At 63.0% G+C, this 17,302-nt stretch carries 16 protein-coding genes; 2 read left to right on the top strand and 14 right to left on the bottom strand.

Going from position 1 to position 17,302, the window contains the following annotated elements; translation table 11 throughout:
• Positions 1-78 precede the first annotated feature (78 nt).
• The gene (locus LDN85_RS05700; RefSeq protein ID WP_223944820.1) at positions 79-3,636 is read left to right on the top strand and encodes a TM0106 family RecB-like putative nuclease; all 3,558 of its coding nucleotides are present in this window, start codon (positions 79-81) and stop codon (positions 3,634-3,636) included.
• Positions 3,637-3,689: 53 nt separating this feature from the next.
• Here LDN85_RS05700 and LDN85_RS05695 read toward each other — a convergent pair whose 3' ends face one another.
• The 14 genes from LDN85_RS05695 to LDN85_RS05630 all read right to left on the bottom strand — a co-directional run bounded on the left by LDN85_RS05695 (position 3,690) and on the right by LDN85_RS05630 (position 15,987).
• Positions 3,690-4,460 (bottom strand): triose-phosphate isomerase family protein, encoded by a 771-nt coding sequence (locus tag LDN85_RS05695; protein ID WP_223945428.1) that lies wholly within the window; start codon positions 4,458-4,460, stop codon positions 3,690-3,692.
• 9 nt (positions 4,461-4,469) lie between these two features.
• Positions 4,470-5,819, bottom strand: a complete 1,350-nt coding sequence (locus LDN85_RS05690; RefSeq protein ID WP_026543124.1) for an MFS transporter — start codon at positions 5,817-5,819, stop codon at positions 4,470-4,472.
• Positions 5,820-5,966: 147 nt separating this feature from the next.
• Entirely contained in the window at positions 5,967-6,731 is a 765-nt protein-coding gene (locus tag LDN85_RS05685) for an SDR family oxidoreductase (protein WP_223944819.1), read from the bottom strand.
• A gap of 21 nt (positions 6,732-6,752) precedes the next feature.
• A complete protein-coding gene (locus tag LDN85_RS05680; RefSeq protein WP_223944818.1) occupies positions 6,753-7,751 on the bottom strand; it encodes a 3-hydroxyacyl-CoA dehydrogenase family protein in 999 nt (332 codons plus the stop codon).
• Positions 7,752-7,753: 2 nt separating this feature from the next.
• Positions 7,754-8,236, bottom strand: a complete 483-nt coding sequence (locus LDN85_RS05675; protein WP_026543127.1) for a ribose-5-phosphate isomerase — start codon at positions 8,234-8,236, stop codon at positions 7,754-7,756.
• A complete protein-coding gene (gene dhaL / locus LDN85_RS05670; RefSeq protein WP_223944817.1) occupies positions 8,233-9,981 on the bottom strand; it encodes a dihydroxyacetone kinase subunit DhaL in 1,749 nt (582 codons plus the stop codon). The genes LDN85_RS05675 and dhaL overlap by 4 nt, the downstream gene beginning before the upstream one ends.
• A gap of 4 nt (positions 9,982-9,985) precedes the next feature.
• On the bottom strand, positions 9,986-10,987 hold the full coding sequence (locus LDN85_RS05665) for a sugar phosphate isomerase/epimerase family protein (RefSeq protein WP_223944816.1): 1,002 nt from the start codon (positions 10,985-10,987) through the stop codon (positions 9,986-9,988).
• A 191-nt stretch (positions 10,988-11,178) separates the two neighbouring features.
• Positions 11,179-11,874 carry a GntR family transcriptional regulator gene (locus LDN85_RS05660; protein ID WP_026543130.1) on the bottom strand — a complete coding sequence of 232 codons (696 nt, stop codon included), beginning with the start codon at positions 11,872-11,874 and terminating at the stop codon, positions 11,179-11,181.
• A gap of 163 nt (positions 11,875-12,037) precedes the next feature.
• A complete protein-coding gene (locus LDN85_RS05655; RefSeq protein ID WP_223944815.1) occupies positions 12,038-13,108 on the bottom strand; it encodes an alkene reductase in 1,071 nt (356 codons plus the stop codon).
• Between the two features lie 91 nt (positions 13,109-13,199).
• Complete coding sequence (locus tag LDN85_RS05650) at positions 13,200-13,874, bottom strand: hypothetical protein (protein WP_223944814.1); 675 nt, start codon at positions 13,872-13,874, stop codon at positions 13,200-13,202.
• A 95-nt stretch (positions 13,875-13,969) separates the two neighbouring features.
• Positions 13,970-14,593, bottom strand: a complete 624-nt coding sequence (locus LDN85_RS05645) for an SIS domain-containing protein (RefSeq protein WP_223944813.1) — start codon at positions 14,591-14,593, stop codon at positions 13,970-13,972.
• A 26-nt stretch (positions 14,594-14,619) separates the two neighbouring features.
• A complete protein-coding gene (locus tag LDN85_RS05640; protein WP_223944812.1) occupies positions 14,620-15,150 on the bottom strand; it encodes a hypothetical protein in 531 nt (176 codons plus the stop codon).
• A gap of 107 nt (positions 15,151-15,257) precedes the next feature.
• A complete protein-coding gene (locus LDN85_RS05635; RefSeq protein WP_223944811.1) occupies positions 15,258-15,683 on the bottom strand; it encodes a hypothetical protein in 426 nt (141 codons plus the stop codon).
• Between the two features lie 100 nt (positions 15,684-15,783).
• Positions 15,784-15,987, bottom strand: a complete 204-nt coding sequence (locus LDN85_RS05630; RefSeq protein WP_223944810.1) for a hypothetical protein — start codon at positions 15,985-15,987, stop codon at positions 15,784-15,786.
• A 133-nt stretch (positions 15,988-16,120) separates the two neighbouring features.
• On the opposite strand from LDN85_RS05630, the gene LDN85_RS05625 reads away from it, so the two are divergent.
• The gene (locus tag LDN85_RS05625; protein WP_026543137.1) at positions 16,121-17,296 is read left to right on the top strand and encodes a zinc-dependent alcohol dehydrogenase; all 1,176 of its coding nucleotides are present in this window, start codon (positions 16,121-16,123) and stop codon (positions 17,294-17,296) included.
• Positions 17,297-17,302 lie beyond the last annotated feature (6 nt).

The following is a 17,302-nucleotide window of genomic DNA, read 5'->3' as shown; positions in this document are numbered from 1 at the left end:
GCGCACTAAATTGTCGGTGCCCGCTGATAGCTTGGCTGCAAGGGTTTGTTGACGGCATGGAGAGGTAGGTGGGTCGCGGTGTTCTTCCTCGATCCTGAGATAGCGGGCGCTCCGCAGGACCTGGTGTTCTCGGCCAGCGACCTCGTTATCGCTGCAACCTGCGAGTACCAGCTGCTGCGCAAACTCGACGAAAAGCTCGGCCGTTCCCCCAAACCGGACTTCGCCGCTGATGCCATGCTGGAACGTACTGCCGCCCTTGGCGATGTCCATGAGCATCGGGTCCTGGACGGGTTCGTGGAAGAGTTCGGGCATTGGGATGCGGCCACCGGGAAGGGCGTTTACGACGTCGTTCCCGCCTCTGCGATGGACCGCGCCACCCTTTCGGCCAAGCACGCGGAATCCATCGACGCCCTGCGGTCCGGAGCGGACGTGGTGTTCCAAGCCGCCTTCTTCGACGGCCAGTTCCATGGGCGGTCCGATTTCCTGGTAAAGCAGCCCGGTGGGCTCTATGCGGTGTTCGATACCAAGCTCGCCCGCCACGCGAAGGTCACAGCCCTCCTGCAGCTCGCAGCATACGGGGACCAACTCCTGAACGCGGGCATCACTCCGGACCCCACTGTCACCCTGGTGCTGGGCAACGGAGTCCACAGCGACCATCCGTTGTCCCGCATCCTTCCTGTCTTCAAGGAACGCCGCGAACGTTTCCTCACCATGACCGGAGCGCACGTGAGGGCAAGCGGGCCGGTGGAGTGGGGCGATCCCCGGTATTCCGCCTGTGGCCGCTGTGATTACTGCGCTGAACAGGTGGAAATTCACCGGGACCTCCTCATGGTGGCCGGCATGCGGATCAGCCGCCGCAAAAAGCTCATCGAATCCGGCGTCACCACCATTGATGAGCTGGCTGCCCTTCCAGCGGTTGGTGACTCCACCCTGCTCAGGCTCCGTGGGCAAGCCCAGTTGCAGACTGGCACGGGCACCCCCGATGGCACCGTCCACTACTCGGACAAGTCCGGGGAAGCCAAAGCCATCAGTTACAACGTCTTGCCGGAGAACACGCTTGACCGGCTCCCTGCCCCGGACCCCGGCGACATCTTCTTCGACTTCGAGGGCGATCCCCTGTGGCAGGATCCCGCTACCGGAAAGTGGGGGCTGGAGTACCTTTTCGGAGTCATCGAGAATCCTGTGGAACCTGGTGCCCGGCCCGTGTTCCGGCCCTTCTGGGCGCACTCACGTGCTGAGGAGGGCAGGGCATTTGTCGACTTCCTCGACTACGTGGCCCAGCGTCGCGCCCGCTATCCGGGTATGCACATCTATCACTATGCCGCCTACGAAAAGACCGCCCTGCGCAACCTTTCCTTGACGCATGTGGTGGGTGAAACCGCCGTCGACGACCTCCTGCGCCAAGGGGTCCTGGTGGACCTCTACGACACCGTCCGGCACAGCATCCGGGTCTCCGCGAATTCGTACAGCATCAAGAAACTCGAGCCCCTGTACATGGGGCAACACCTGCGCTCGGGCGACGTGACCGACGCCGGAGCTTCCGTAGTTGCCTACGCGGACTACTGCACGGCCCGGGACAACGGAAACGCCGGGGAAGCAGCAGCCATCCTCGAAGGCATCCGGGATTACAACGAATACGACTGTCTCTCCACCCTGGAACTTCGGAACTGGCTGCTTGCCCGTGCTGCAGAGCGCTCCATCGTTCCCGGCCATGCTGTGGCCGAGGCTGGAAAACAGGACGCCGAGCCCGAAAAATACGAGGCTCCGCCCGAAGAGAAAGCCCTGTTCGAGTACGTCGCCGGGCTGCCTGTGGAAGAACAGTCATCATCGGATTCACGGGCCATCGGCATCGTCGCCGCCGGAGTGGGGTACCACCGCCGGGAAGACAAACAGCATTGGTGGGGACACTTCGACAGGTTGGAAAAGCCGACCTCACAGTGGCCCGATGAACGCGACCTCTTCATAGTGGATCGCGCCGAGGTGCTCCAGGACTGGGCCAAACCCACTCCCCGCAGCAACCCCGCCCGGAAAGTGAAACTGCTTGGCCGGTCCGGAGACGGCGCTGGATTGGACGCCAGCAAGAAGTACTTCAGGATGTACCAGTCTCCCCTGCCGGATGCTCTGGCTTCGAAGGAATCCTCGGTGCTCGGCCGTGCAGGGTGGGGAGGAACCGAGGTCATCGAGGTAGGGGAAGACGACGATTTCGAGTCAGTCACCATAGTCGAGAAGCTGCGAAACGACTCCACGGAATTTGGCCAAACTCCCATGGCCTTGACACCCGACAGCCCGATTCAGACCACTGGACAAAGGGCCGCATTGGCTGCCTTGGCCACAAAGCTCCGCGCCTCGCTGCCTTCCTGGCCCAAGGATCCTGCCTTGGACCTTGTCCGTCGGAAACCGCCCAGGCTGGGCACCCTCACTGCACTGCCGTTGGTTCCCTCCGGGCCCGATGGCTACGTTGAGGCCATCACAGCGGCGGTCAAAGACCTGGATCACTCTTACCTTGCCGTTCAGGGTCCTCCAGGCAGCGGCAAAACCCACGTGGGCGCCCACGTACTGGCCCGGCTGGTGGCCGACGGGTGGAAGGTGGGCGTAGTGGCGCAGTCACACGCCGTAGTGGAGAACATGCTCTGCGCAGCCGTTGAGAAAGCAGGTCTCGATCCCCGGCTGGTGGCCAAGGACGTCAAGCACAATGAGCCCGTGCCCTGGACCAATTGTGCCAAGGGAGATGTGGAAGAGCTCTTGTCCAGGCCCGGCGGTGCCCTGATCGGAGGCACTGCGTGGACCATGGTTGGCAAGGAAGTGCCCCCTGGATGCCTCGACCTCCTGGTCATAGATGAAGCAGGACAGTTCTCCCTGGCGAACACCATGGCTGTCAGCCGCGCCGCGCAGCGTCTGCTGTTGCTGGGGGATCCCCAGCAGCTCCCGCAAGTCACCCAAGGCAAGCACCCGGAGCCCGTTGATGAATCGGCCCTGGGTTGGTTATCCGATGGCCACAACACGTTGCCGTCCCACTTGGGCTACTTCCTGGCGTTGTCATGGCGCCTGCATCCCGAACTGTGCAGCGCAGTCTCTGAGTTGTCCTACGACAACCGACTGGAGGCTGCCCCTGCCGCCGCCCTGCGGGAACTGGAAGGGGCCGCCCCCGGGATTTCCTGTGTCTATGTCCAGCACAGTGCCAACTCGACGGCCTCTCCTGAAGAAGCTGCTGAGGTTGTCCGGCAAGTGCAGGCCCATCTAGGCCTGAAATGGCTGGACCCTTCAGACTCTCCGGAACGCCGTCCCCTGGAGGAAACGGACATTCTGGTGGTCGCGGCCTATAACGCCCAGGTCCAGCTGATCAAGCATGCCCTTCGCAGCGCCGGACTCGGGAAAGTACGGGTGGGTACCGTGGACAAGTTCCAGGGCCAGGAAGCGCCCGTGGTCATCGTCTCCATGGCCGCCTCCGCAGCCGAAGAGGTCCCCCGCGGCATGGAGTTCCTGCTCTCACGCAACCGGATCAACGTGGCAGTCTCCCGCGGGCAGTGGCGTGCCGTCGTCGTACGTTCGCCCGAACTGACCAACTACCTGCCCACGCATCCGGAAGGGCTGGAGAACCTCGGCGGTTTCGTGGCCCTCTGCCAGCGATCCTTCTAGAGCCGATCCGCCAGCTGACAGCCGCAGTCCAACCGACAGCCCACAGCCAGTGTTCAGCTGAGGGCGAGGGCCTCGTCCAGCACCCGGCCGAAGTTGGCGGGATCGTGGGCGAAGCGGCCGAGGAAAAGCCCGGATACACCGTCCAATTGTGGCAGGAGGCCGGGTTTCGCCGAGCCGCCATAAATAATGGGCAGGGTTGCCACCCCGTGGGGAGCCAAGGCGGCCCGCAGTGCGCCGACCACCTCGGAGACGTACTGCGCAGAGGCAGGCTCGGGTGCGCCGATCGCCCACACCGGTTCGTAGGCGATGACCATCCCGGAGGCAACGGACCAGTCGCCGGACACTGCCGCCTTCAGCTGCCGGAATACAGTTTCTGCCGCTGCTTCCGGGCCGGTCAGCTCCGTCTCCCCTACGCACAGCAAAGGCTTCAGGCCGGACTCGACGGCGGCACTGACCTTGAGCGCGATCATCGCGTCGTCTTCGGCAAAGTGGCGTCGCCGCTCCGCATGCCCGATTTCCACAAAGCCCACGCCCAGCTCCGCGAGCATGGAGGGTGACACCTCGCCGGTCCACGGGCCATCAGACCAGCCGCAGTTCTGGGCACCCAGGACCAGTGGTGTTCCCGTGATCAAACGCGCTGCCTCAGGTAGCACCGGGAACGACGGGATCACCAACGGGACCACCCGCCCGGCCGCGAGGGCCGGACGGGCGTCCACTTCGACTATCAGCTCTTCCAACCACCGCAGGCTGTGTGCGTAGCCCATGTACATCTTGGTGCTGACGCCAACGAACACTGTGTCCATGGGTGTGCCGGTAACAGCCATGTTCACGATCTACTTCCCCAGGAGCTCGTCGGCTTTGTTGCTGAAGCGCTTGGTGCCGAACATGAGCAGGGCCGCAACGAACGGCAGGACACCCAGCGCGTAGACACCCATGGTTCCTGTATCTGAAGCCGTGACCTGGTTGACAGTGGTGCGCAGGATTGGGGCCACGAATCCGCCCAGGTTTCCGAGCGAGTTGATCAGCCCAATACCGGCAGCCGCGGCAGTTCCGGTGAGGAACGCCGTCGGGTAAGACCAGCAAATGGGACCGGCGGAAAGGAAGCTGCACACCGCCAGGGTGATGAAGATGATGCCCAGGGCGGGCATCTGGTTGGCGCCTGCCCACGCGGATCCGAAAATGCACAGTCCAGTGGAGATGAACAACGCCGTGCCCCAACGGCGGCGGCGCTCCACGGTGTTGGCTGCCTTACCGATGAAGTAGCAGGCGAAGATTCCGAAGAACCACGGGATGGCGGCAAGGAGCCCGACGGCGAAGCCCACCTTTTGGCCGGTCAGTTGCGCCACCTGCTGGGGCAGGTAGAACGTCACGCCATAGACTGCCACCTGCAGGCAGAAGTAGATGACCGTGAAGTACCAGACCCGGCCGTTTCGCATGGAAGCCAGGACGCCCCGGGGGCCGGTTTCTTCCTTGACAGTGTCCTCAAGTGCCATGACATCGGACAGTGCCCGTTTTTCTTCCTTGGTCAGGAACTTGGCGTCCTGTGGGCTGTTGATGAGGAAGAAGTACGCGGCGACACCGGCCAGCACGGCCAGCATGCCCTCGACGAAGAACATGACCTGCCACCCTGCGACGCCCGGAACCTGATCGCCGATGTTGATCAGCCAACCGGACAGGGGTGCGCCCATCATCTGGGAGAACGGCTGCGCAAGGTAGAAGATGGCGAACATCTTCACGCGCACCTTGTTGGGGAACCATGCGGCCAGGAACATGATGACGCCCGGGAAGAGCCCGGCCTCCGTGACACCCAAAAGGAACCGGAGAATGATGAAGGACGTCTCGCCCTGCACAAACGCGAAGCACGCCGAGACGATGCCCCAGGTAATGGCGATGCGGGCAAGCCACACCTTGGCCCCAAATTTGGTGAGCAGCAGGTTGCTCGGAATCTCGAACAGTGCGTAACCGATGAAGAAAATACCGGCTCCCAGCGCGTAGGCGCCGGCAGTAATACCCTTATCAACTTCCAGGGCCGCTTCGGCAAAGCCAACGTTGGTGCGGTCAAGGAAGGCCACCACGTACAGGATGACCAGCATTGGCATGAGCCGCCGCGACGCCTTGGAGATCGCCGATTTCAAGACCGGCGTATCCAGCAACTCCTTCGTGGAATTGGTGGCAACAGACATTGAAACTCCTCTTTGAGTGACAGGAAAGTGATTAATGCAGCGCAATCAGCGCGGGAAGAAAATGAGCACCATGCCCACTGCGCAGGCAAGGACGCCCACGGCAAGGTAGATCTTGCGCTCTCTGGTCCAAGTCTTCATGCCAGGGACCTAGTGCATGTACAGTCCGCCGTCCACATTCAGCGTTTGGCCGGAGATGTATCCGGAGTTTTCGCTGATGAGGAAGGCGATGGCGGCGGCGATGTCCCTGGTGGAGCCCACACGGTTGACCACAAGGTCCTTGGTCAGCTCGTCCTTGCGTTCCTGGCTGAGCGTTCCACCCATGATGTCGGTGTCGATGGGTCCCGGGGAGATGGCGTTGACGGTGATGTCGTATTCGCCCAGCTCACGAGCCGTAGCGCGGGTCAGTCCGATAACGCCGGCCTTGGCCACGGAGTAGGGGGTCTTGGAGAACGTGCCGCCGCCGCGCTGGGCTGAGACGGAGGAGATGTTCACGATCCGGCCGATCCGGTTCTTCACCATGGACTCGGCCACACGGCGGGTGGCGTAGTGGACACCATTGAGGTTGATGTTCAAAACCCTGTCCCACTCGGCGGGTTCGAGATCCAGGTACCCAACCGGCGAGCTGACGCCGGCAACGTTGGCCAAAGCGACGATCTGCGGCAATTCCGATTCCAGTTCGTCAATGGCTGCCCGGACTTCGGCTTCGCTGGCAACGTTGGCGCCAACACCGTGGGCCTGGACACCGTACTCTGCGGCGATTTCCTTCGCGGCAATCTTGCAGGCGGCGTCATCCAGATCGATGATGCCGATGTTCCAGCCCTGTGCGGCCAGGTAGTTGACGGTTGCCCGGCCAATGCCGCGCTCGGAAACGGCTCCTGTGACAATTGCTGTGCGTTCTGCGGGGAAAGTCATCTGTGCTTCTCCTCTAAAGAGTTAGTTGATGGGGGCCGGGCCGAGCTCTTCAATGAGCTTCTGCATGGCGACGTAGGCCTTGTTGCGGTAGGCGATGAGTTCGGGAGTGCGTTCTGCAGGCACGTTGAGGAACCCGGCGCCGGTCTTGGTGCCGAGCTTGCCTGCCTCCACAAGGTCCGAGAGGATCTTCGGGGTCGCGAAGCGTTCCGGGAACCCGGTCTGCAGTGACTTGTAGCAGAAGTTGTACACGTCCAAACCGGCCATATCCGCAATGGCGAACGGACCAAAGAAGGGCAAGCGGAAGCCGAACGTCGTACGTACCAGGGTGTCGACGTCGTCCGCGGTTGCGATTCCCTGCTCCACAAGCTGCGCTGCCTCGTGGAACAGCGCGTACTGCAGGCGGTTGAGCACGAAACCGGTGACATCCTTGACCACCGCGGTCTGCTTGCCGGCGGCGTGAACCAGCTCCCGGGACGCCGCAACCGTCGCGGCTGAGGTTTCGGCGTGGGGGATGACCTCGACGCCGGGAATGAACGGCGACGGGTTGGAGAAGTGCACGCCCAGGAACCGTTCCGGATAGGTGACGGCTTCGGCCAGGGAAGCGATGGAAATCGTGGACGTGTTGGAACCGATCAGCGCCTCCGGACGGGCCGCTGCGCTGATGCGGGCCAGGGTCTGGTGCTTGATTTCCAGCACCTCGGGAACGCACTCCTCGATGAAATCGGCGTCGGCCACGGCTTCTTCGATGTCCTTGGCGGCCCACAGGTTCTGCTTGAGGATTTCTGTGGACCCTGCGGGGAAGAGTCCGTCGGCGATGAACTGGTCCGACTCCACCAGCAAGCGGTCATAGTTCTTCTGGGCGATCTCGGCAGAAACATCGGCCAGGGCAACGCGCGCCCCACCCAGCGCCAGCACCTGGGCGATGCCGCCGCCCATGTAGCCGGAGCCGACGACGGCGATCTTCCCGGCCGCGCCGGGCACCGTGGATTCAGTTGCTGCAGAAGCTTCAGGGTTGGTCATGATCAGACTGCCTTCGTGTAGTCGGGCTCGTAGGAGCAGATTGCGTCCACCTTTGCGGCGGAGGATGAGGTGTGGTCGAAGTGGTGGCCGAGCCATTCCCCGACGAGCTTCTTGGCCAGTTCCAAGCCAATCACCCGCTGGCCGAGGGTGAGGACCTGTGCGTTGTTGCTCAGCACGGACCGTTCCACCGAGTAGCTGTCGTGGGCGGTGACGGCACGGATCCCGGGGACCTTGTTGGCCGCGATGGCCACTCCCAGACCGGTGCCGCAAATCAGCAGCGCCCGGTCTGCTTCGCCTTCAGCGACCTTCCGGGCAGCGTCGACGGCCACGTGTGGGTAGGCGGTGGAATCGTTGAAGCCCACACCCACGTCCGTCACCGATGCCACCCGGGGATCTGCCTCCAGCAAGGCAACGAGTGCCTGCTTGTACTCGACGCCGGCCTCATCGTTGCCGACGACGATCCGCCAGCCTGGGTTGTTGCTCATGCTTGTGCTCCGTTTCCGGCCGCTGAGGAGGCGGCGGCCAGTTGTGAATCGACGAATTGCGAGATCCTGGCAGTGATCAGCCCAAAGGACACTGCACCGGGATCGGGATGGCCAATGCTTTTCTCGGCAAGGGGACGCGCCCGGCCCTTGAGCGGCCGGAGTTCGGCTGTCTTCGCGGCAGCGGACTCTGCTGCTGCGGCGGCGACGGCCAACGCCCTGTCAACGGGAGTTCCGCCGTCGAGCTCTGCCAGGAACGTGTCCCGGAATGGCAGGAGGGCGTCCACCATGGTCTTGTCCCCGGGATCGGCTTTGCCGAGTTCGGCAATGGCGCGGACGAAGGCCTTGACGGCAGCGGCCGCGTCGGCGGAGCTGTACGTTTCACGGTTGCCGAGGGAGATTCCTGCGGCAATCACGGCCGAACCCCAGAGGGCTCCGGATGTCCCGCCGGCCCGTTCGCTCCATGCTTCTCCGGCTGCGGTCAGGACGGCCGCTACCGAGGATTCACCTGCGGCCTCGCTGGCCGCGGCTGCTGCGTCAACGCCACGCCGCATGCCAATGCCGTGGTCCCCGTCGCCTGCGATCGCGTCCAGCTTCCCGAGCTCCTCTTCATGCTCGACGACGACGTCGCGCACCTGGGCGAGGATCGCCACGGCCTGCCGCCCGAGTTCAGCGGCCGCCGGGGTGGGCTGTTCGACGTCGGCGGTTTCGGCGTCGTCGAGTGCTGTCTCGGCGCGGGGTGCGCGCGGCACCATGCTGCCCTTGCGGAAAGCGGGAGTGTCAGCCGGCGCAGCCCAGTACTGCTCGAGTTCCTCGTCCAGCCACAGCAGGGTCAGCGACAGTCCGGACATGTCCAGGCTGGTCACGAGCTCCCCGCACTCGGGCTCCACTACGGTAAGGCCCGCGTTCGTCAGGAGCTTTTCGATCTTGCCGAACAACAGGAACAGTTCGTCGTACTTCACCGTGCCAAGGCCATTGACGATCGCCACCACACGATCCCCTGCGTCCTCCGGCTTGTCATCGAGAAGCTTCGAGACCAGGAGTTCGGCAAGCTCCGAAGCTGTGGGCATGGGGTGCTCGGAGATGCCAGGTTCACCGTGGATGCCCAGGCCCAGGGACATCTGCCCCGCAGGTACATGGAAAAGCGAATCCTTGGCACCGGGAAGCGTGCAACCGTCAAAAGCCACGCCCAGGGACCGCGTCCGGTAGTTGGTCTTGATGGCCAAACGCTCGACGTCGTCAAGGTCCAGTCCCGCTTCTGCTGCGGCTCCGGCAATCTTGAAGACTGTCAGGTCGCCAGCGATCCCCCGGCGCTTCTCGAGCTGTTCGATCGGCGCACTGGCGATGTCGTCGGTGACCGTGACCGTCCGGGTTTCGATGCCCTCGGCATTGAGCCGGAGCTGCGCTTGCCCGAAGTGCAGGACGTCACCGGCGTAGTTGCCGTAGCTGAGCAGGACTCCCCCGCCGGCGTTAGCAGCTTTGGCTACGCGGTACACCTGGCCGGCGGCCGGGGAGGCGAACATGTTGCCGCACGCAGAACCGGTGGCGAGGCCTGGGCCGACCAGTCCGGCGAACGCGGGATAGTGTCCGGAGCCACCGCCCACCACCAGGGCGACCTGGCCGCCGGGGACTTCAGTGGACCGCACCACGCCGCCGTCAACGCGGGCAACATAGCCGCGGTTCGCTGCAACGAAGCCGTCCAGCGCGTCATCGGCGAAGTCTGCGGGATTGTCGAAAATCCTGGTCATCGTCCTAGACTCCTGCGAGCTCGGTAGCCGGTACCTGGCGACCTTGTGCTACCTGGCTCTTGCCGAGCTCGTAGCCTTCAGTCTTCGGGAGAACATGCCTGCGGAGGTATTCCTGGTTGCTGGCGGTGACACTCAAACCATCTCCGCCGTAGTGCTCCGTGCAAAGGATGCCCTGGAAGCCCACGGAAAGTGCCAGCTTGAAGGCCTCACGGTAGTTGATGAGTCCGCTTTCCATCGGCGCGGGCATGGTGATGTAGCTGTCGCGGGCAACGTCTTCGTCGCGGATGTAGTTCTTCATGTGCCAGTAGTTGGAGTACGGCAGGGTCTTCGCCACCATCTCGCGCCAGTCCTCGATAGGGCGGTGAAGGCGGATCAGGTTGCCCAGGTCCGGGTTCAGGCCTACGTTGTCCAGTCCGATGTCCTGGACCAACTGGACCGAGGAGTCCGCGGTTCCGAGGTAGGTGTCCTCGTACATTTCCAGCGAGACCAGGATGCCGGCCTCTGCTGCATGCTTGCCGAGTTCACGAATTCGGGAGACTGCGTTGCCCCAGGCTTCCTTGTCCCCCACCGGGTCCTTGTAGCCTTCCACTGTCCAGAACCACAGCTGCTTTTGCTGCTCGGGAGTGATGGCCTGGTGCAGCCCGAAGGACACAACTTCGCAACCAAGCTCCGCCGCGGCGTCGATGGTGCGGTGGCTGTAGGCAAGGTTGTCCGCCCAGTCGGTGGCGTGGATGACGCTGCGTCGAATGGCGGAGATGACAGGGACGCCGATGCCCACTTGGTCAGCTGTCTGCTTGAACTCGGCCAGGCGTTCCTTGCTCAGGTCGCCCGGCCGGACCCAGCTGTCGGTGAGGTCCGCGTTGGCGAACCCGGTTTCCTTCACTTCCTGCAGGACGGATGCCCAAACCGAAGAGTCGGCGTCGTTGATGTGCTGTCCAGCGGCATCTGTGCCGGGGAACTGCAGGAGGGCCGCGGTGATGGGCCAATTCTCGGCGGTGTACGCCATGATGATCACTCCTTCGTGGAATCCTGTTTCCTATAGGATTTACGAACGAGGCAAGGCTGTCAACCCTTTTCGGAAACTTCCTAGATCCTATATGTCATACAAATGTGTGTGAAGGGGGTCACTGGGAGGTGTTTTCCGTGGTGGAGAGGGATCGAGCGGGTGCGCCCGTGCGGAAGCGGCAGCGCCCCGGCTCAGTCTTCCGGCGCGTCAGCCATGGCCCTGCCACGGACCTTTTCGACGTGGTCGATCATCATTTCAGCGGCCTTGTCCGGATCGCCGCTGGTCATGGCGTCGAGCACGGCCTGGTGTTCGGAAATGGCTTGCTCGGCGTCAGTGATGCCCACTCCCCCGAACAACCTGAAGCGTTGGATCTGTCCGCCCAAGGTGTTGTAAGCCGCGAGCAGGAACTGGTTGTTCGCCTGGGCGGCGATGAGTTGGTGGAACCGCTCATCGGCTTCCAGATAACTGCGGTACTCGGCGAATGTCCCGCCCCTGGGGGCGGTCTTCAGATCCTCGACAGCCTGCCTGAGGGCATCCAACCCCTCCGGTGTCATACGGGAACACGCGAGCTTGGCATTCACGGGTTCAATGGAAAGCCGGGCTTCCATGAGCTCAGCGAAATCTTCGCGGGTGAATACGGGCGCCACCCTATAGCCCTTCAACGCCACCCGCCGCACCATGCCGGTGTGCTCCAGACGGGCCAACGCTTCGCGCACCGGCGTAGGCGAAACCTCAAGCTCGCGCGCCATCCCGTCGATGCTCACTGCCGCACCAGGCTCAAGCCGTCCATCCATGAGCCACTCAAGGAGTGCTTCGTAGACGTGGTCGGCCAACACTTGGCGGCTAACGGGGAAGCCGGCGCGGGCAGCTGGGGAAGGAACAGACATGCCACAAATCCTATAGGAACGCCGGGTTCCCGCCGGGTAAGCGTATCCGTCACATTCCGCGCGGGCAGCCACGCCTCGGGCGCCAGGAAGTTAAACCACGACGTCGGCACTCGCGTGAGTGCCGACGTCGTGGTTCAACCTTGGGTTGGTGGTGCTGGAGTGGTTAGTTGGCGTAGAACGGGTAGTCCGTGTAGCCCTCAGCGCCGTCAGCGTAGAACGTGGAGGCGTCCGGCTCGTTGAGCGGCAGGCTTTCACGCCAGCGGCGGGCGAGGTCCGGGTTGGCAATGGCGGGACGGCCAACTACAACCGCGTCGGCAAGCCCGTTGTCGATGATGGCAAAGGCCTCTTCGCGGGTGGTGATCTCACCGAAACCGGTGTTCACAAGGAACGTTCCGTTGAATCGTTCGCGAAGGTCCTGGACCAGGCCGCTCTTGGGGTCATGGTGCAGGATGCTGAGGTAAGCAAGGTTCAGTGGCGCAATGGTGTCCACCAATACCTGGTATGTTGCGCGGACGTCGGCGGGGTCGGTTTCTGCGATCCCCTGCACGTTGTGTTCGGGTGAAATGCGGATGCCCACGCGGTTGGCGCCGAGTGCCTCCACCACGGCGTTTACCGTCTCAATGACGAAGCGCGCCCGGTTCTCCGGGGAGCCGCCGTAGCTGTCCGTGCGGATGTTGGAGTTGGGGGCAAGGAACTCGTGAAGCAGGTAACCATTGGCGGAGTGGAGCTCCACGCCGTCGAATCCTGCCTCGACGGCATTCTTTGAGGCTGTGACGATCTCCTGAATGACTCCCGGCAGCTCATCGGTGCCCAGTTCGCGGGGCACGGGGTAAGGCTGCTTGCCGTTGGGGGTGCGGACGTCCCCGTCGATGGCGACGGCGCTGGGGCCAACGATCTCGTGACCGCCGGTGATGTCAGCGTGGGAAACACGGCCTCCGTGCATGACCTGGGCGAAGATGCGTCCACCCTCAGCGTGAACTGCGTCGGTGACGGTCTTCCAGCCTGCGATCTGTTCCTCGGTGACAAGCCCGGGCTGCCCCGGGTAGGACTGGCCTGCCTGGACAGGGTAGGTTCCTTCGCTGACGATCAGCCCCAAGGAAGCCCGCTGGCGGTAATGCTCGGCGATCAACGGACCCGGCACACCATTCTGGCCTGCGCGCAGACGCGTCAGCGGTGCCATGACAAGTCGGTTGGAGAGTTCGAGCTCGCCGAGGGCCAGAGGGGAAAACAGCATGCGCAGTTCCTTTCAGAATGAATCAGGTTCATAGTGCGCAACTGCATGGCGTCTGCAACTATTCCGAAAGAGTTGCAGGTCACAGGATGTGCTACTCGAGTGCGCCCTCCAGCTTCCTTTGCTCCAGCAGCACCCGAAGGCCTTCCAAGTATGAATCGCCGAATCTCTGCATGGCTTGCTGATCTGCCATGAGGAAATCGGGAGTCTCAACGATCGACTCGAGAGTAAGGCTGCAGCCCCTGGCGGTCGGCTCCAGGCGGTACACCGTTTTTGTAGAGGCCCCATCCTCATCCGGAGGGAAGATCGACTGCGTCACGGCGAGCCGCTCGGGCACTTCCTCAATAATCTCCAGCATGGAAATACCGCCATTCTGGCCGAAAAAACATTGTCGTTCGCGCGGCCCGTCGGGGATGGCCGGAACGGTGAAGGCGTATGCGACGTTGCTTCCATCCACGATCGCAGCTTCCGCGGGCCGGATGGTTGACCAAACGACGGCTGGAGAAAAATCGTAGTCGGCGGTGCTCGTTGTGGCGGTGGTCCTGACACCGGGCATTTTGGCAGCTTTTGGAGGTTGGACCTTGACCCTGGCAGTGCGACTAATGATCACCCCATAGAGGAACGTCAACAACAACCCGCCCACCACAATGATGAGGACCAAGGCGCCGCGAGGGTCACTCTTCTGTAGCAAAGAGGCCCCTTGGATGCTCAACGTCACAAGGCCAGTGAGTGCCAAAACAGCGAAGTAGGCAATAACGGTGTTCTTCACGGGAACACCATGCCACGCACTTCAGTGATTCGAGGAAGCCACGCGCGTAGCCAGCGGCAGCCGTTCGGCCACCTGAGCGACGCCGCCCCGCCGGCCTACTCTTGGCCGGCGGCCTTCATGGCGTCATCAAAGCACTCGCACAACGCCAGAACAGCCACCAGGTGCGCTTCTTCAGCGTGGGCGGGGTCCGTGTTGACACAGATCGCCTCGCTGACGGACTGCGCAAGGTCCCTTGAGTCCCTGCCGGTCAGCGCCCACACCCGGGCGCCCTTGGATTTGGCGGCTGCAGCAGCAGCGCGAAGATCGTCCGTGATCCCCTTTGCCGCGAGCAGGACTACGATGTCGCCGTCATTGACCTGTTGGGAGACTTGGTCGCTGATGCTGCCGGCCCCGTCAGCCTCCGCATTGGCGTTCCTGGAGAAAGAGATGGCTTTGAAAGTGCCGCCGTCGCCGGGGTCGTGGGCTGAGAGTTCAGAAGCGAAGCGCTGCGCTTCGTGCGCTGATCCGTCGCTGCCGGCTGCGAACACACTGCCTCCACGGCGTCGGACCCGCGCCAACTCCTCACCCCATTCGGCCAGCCGGGAAGATTCCCTGCGCAGCGCTGCTACAGCTGGGCCGATCTCCCCCAGGTGCCCCAGAACCACATCCACTGCGTGCCTGCTCGCCTTCGACTCTGCAGAACGCACCGCCTGACCTGTCCGCCTCACCACGATGCTCACTTCCTGCCTCCCTTCCTCAACTGAAACTATGAATTCCGGTCGCCCTCGCGCGTTGATCCCTCACGGGGCAAATTTTCACGGCCGCTGCGGTCCCGGGTCAGACGCTCGCCCTCGTTGACCGACGCTTCGTCGCTCCGGTCACGGTCACCAACACGGTCGCGGTCACCAACACGGTCGCGGTCACCAACACGGTCACCGTCCCGCTCACCAGCACCGTCCCGCTCGCCGCGAACATTCGGGTCGAGTTTGTCGGCGTGACGAAGGTGCTCTTCAACCCGGTCGTGTGCTTCGCCGGCCTTCTGGGCGTGGCGCTCCGCGTCCTTGCGGAGACGGTTCGCTTCGACTTCCGCCTGGAGCGCAGCGGCCTCTGCCTGTGCCGATTCGGCCTTGGCCTGGTGGGCTCCGATGGCTTCTTCGGCTGCCTTCTCACGCAGTTCGGCGGCCCGATGCCGGTTGGCTTCGGCCTTCTTGCGGCGTCCGATGACTACCGCGACGATCACCACAGCAATAACAACCACGGCCAACACGATGATGAGAACCACTTGTCCTGTGTCCATCTGCACTACCTCCTGGTGGGCGGCTTGTGTGGGGCGCCGCCCGCGGCCCTCGCTGTGCTTGATACTCGAGGTGTACCCATATCGGGCACCTCAAAACTGCTGTCGCCTCAGGCCGGCAGCTCCATTCGGAAGCCGCAGCGGCACTGGATGACGCGGGTCTTCAAATACACGTCCGGCAGGTCCTCGTCCACGTCTTCGGTTGATATGGGCGCATAGACGCTCCGGCCTGAGTTCTTTGCGAACGTCATGGGCTCGCCGCAGTGTAAGTACGTGCCGCCGAATTGGAGCAACCCGGCAAAGCTTTCCTTGCGGTTCAGGACGGCGGCCACGTTCCGGAAGGAGGCGTTGTGTTCATAAGAGGATTCACAGGCCGAGCAGGTGTAGGCCACCCGGACCATCAGCTCGCCGGCATGCGGCTCGAGGGATTCGATGGTCTCCAGGTTCAAAAAGTAACTCGTACCGCAGCTGGCGCAGGCGAGCGCGTCCCCTGGTGGATGGGGCGCATCCCCGGAAATCAGCGGGTTCTTCCTCATGGGCACTGCGATCACTCCTCGGTCAACTCCGGCCGAAACTCTCTCCCTTTCACCATCTTAACACTAATAATCAGGTTGCTTACTATGCTCCGGGCCGGCCTCAGCTGCCGGTTGCCTCCGGGTGCTCCCTTGCGCGCTGCTCTTCCGGGGTCTCTTTTCGCTCGTCGGGGATAAAGGTCGGATCCGTTTCCGTAGTGAAGTCGCCGGTACCGGCGTCGCCTTTGTCATGCTCGACGGCGGGTGGCACAGAAGGTTCCGGGGCTTCAGGAGGTGCCCCGTCAGTTGTGTTGGGTTCATCGCTCATAGCCACAATGTAGGCGCGGCCACCGGTGGTGTCGAGGGTGGGCAACCTTGTGCTGAACTGCCAACTCTGTTTCGCTGGAAGGGTCTCCAGCAGCGAGGGACCCACCCAGCCGAAACGCCAGGGAGAACCAATCGTGAAAGCAGTGACATGGCAAGGCAGGCGCTCACTCAGCGTCCAAGAAGTCCCCGATCCCTCCATCCAGGAACCAACGGACGCAATTGTCCGCATCACGTCCACAGCCATTTGCGGCTCGGACCTTCACCTCTACGAAGTCCTGGGACCCTACATGCACAAGGGTGATGTGATTGGCCATGAGCCCATGGGAATTGTGGAAGAAGTCGGATCCGGAGTCCACCGGCTCAAGAAGGGCGACCGCGTGGTGGTTCCGTTCAATATTTCCTGCGGGCATTGCTACATGTGCAACCAGGGCCTGCAGTCCCAGTGCGAGACCACCCAGGTCACTGCGAAGGGATCAGGGGCAGCCCTTTTTGGCTATTCCGAACTGTATGGATCCGTCCCGGGCGGGCAGGCACAGTATTTGCGGGTCCCGTTCGCAGACTACGGTCCGGTCAAGGTCGATTCGGATGCCCCCGACGAACGCTACCTTTTCCTCTCCGACATCCTGCCCACCGCATGGCAGGCCGTTGAGTATGCCAACGTTCCCGACGGCGGCACTTTGGCAGTTCTGGGACTGGGACCGGTGGGGCAGTTCGCCTCCCGGATCGGCGTGCAGAAGGGCTTCCGGGTGATCGGCATAGACCCCGTCCCGGAGCGTCGGGCCATGGCCGAGGCACACGGCGTGGAAACCATGGACTACGGTCCCGACGTCAGCGGGCAGGTTCGCGAGCAGACACTGGGCCGTGGCCCGGACGCTGTGGTTGATGCGGTGGGAATGGAGGCGCATGGCTCCCCTGTGGCGTCCTTCCTCCACAAGGCCGTCTCCCTGCTTCCGGACAAGCCTGCACAGGTTGCCATGGAGACCATGAGCGTTGACCGACTCGCCGCCCTTCACACGTCAGTGGACATGGTTCGCCGCGGCGGAACGGTTTCGCTGAGCGGGGTTTACGGCGGCCAGGCCGATCCCATGCCGCTCATGACCATGTTCGACAAGCAAATCCAGCTCCGGATGGGCCAGTGCAATGTGCGGCGCTGGATTGATGACCTGCTCCCGTTGGTGGAGGACGACGCCGATCCGCTGGGAGTCATGCATCTGGTCACCCACACCGGCGGGCTCGATGAGGCGCCGGCGCTCTACGAGAAGTTCCAAAAGAAGCAGGACGGCTGCATTAAAGTGGTCCTCAAGCCTTGATTTGGG

Origin of the sequence: Arthrobacter sp. StoSoilB20 (assembly GCF_019977295.1) — a bacterium.
Taxonomy (GTDB): Bacteria; Actinomycetota; Actinomycetes; order Actinomycetales; family Micrococcaceae; genus Arthrobacter; species Arthrobacter nicotinovorans_A.
Note: the sequence above shows the minus strand (reverse complement) of the source record. Positions and strands in the feature narration are given on the sequence as shown.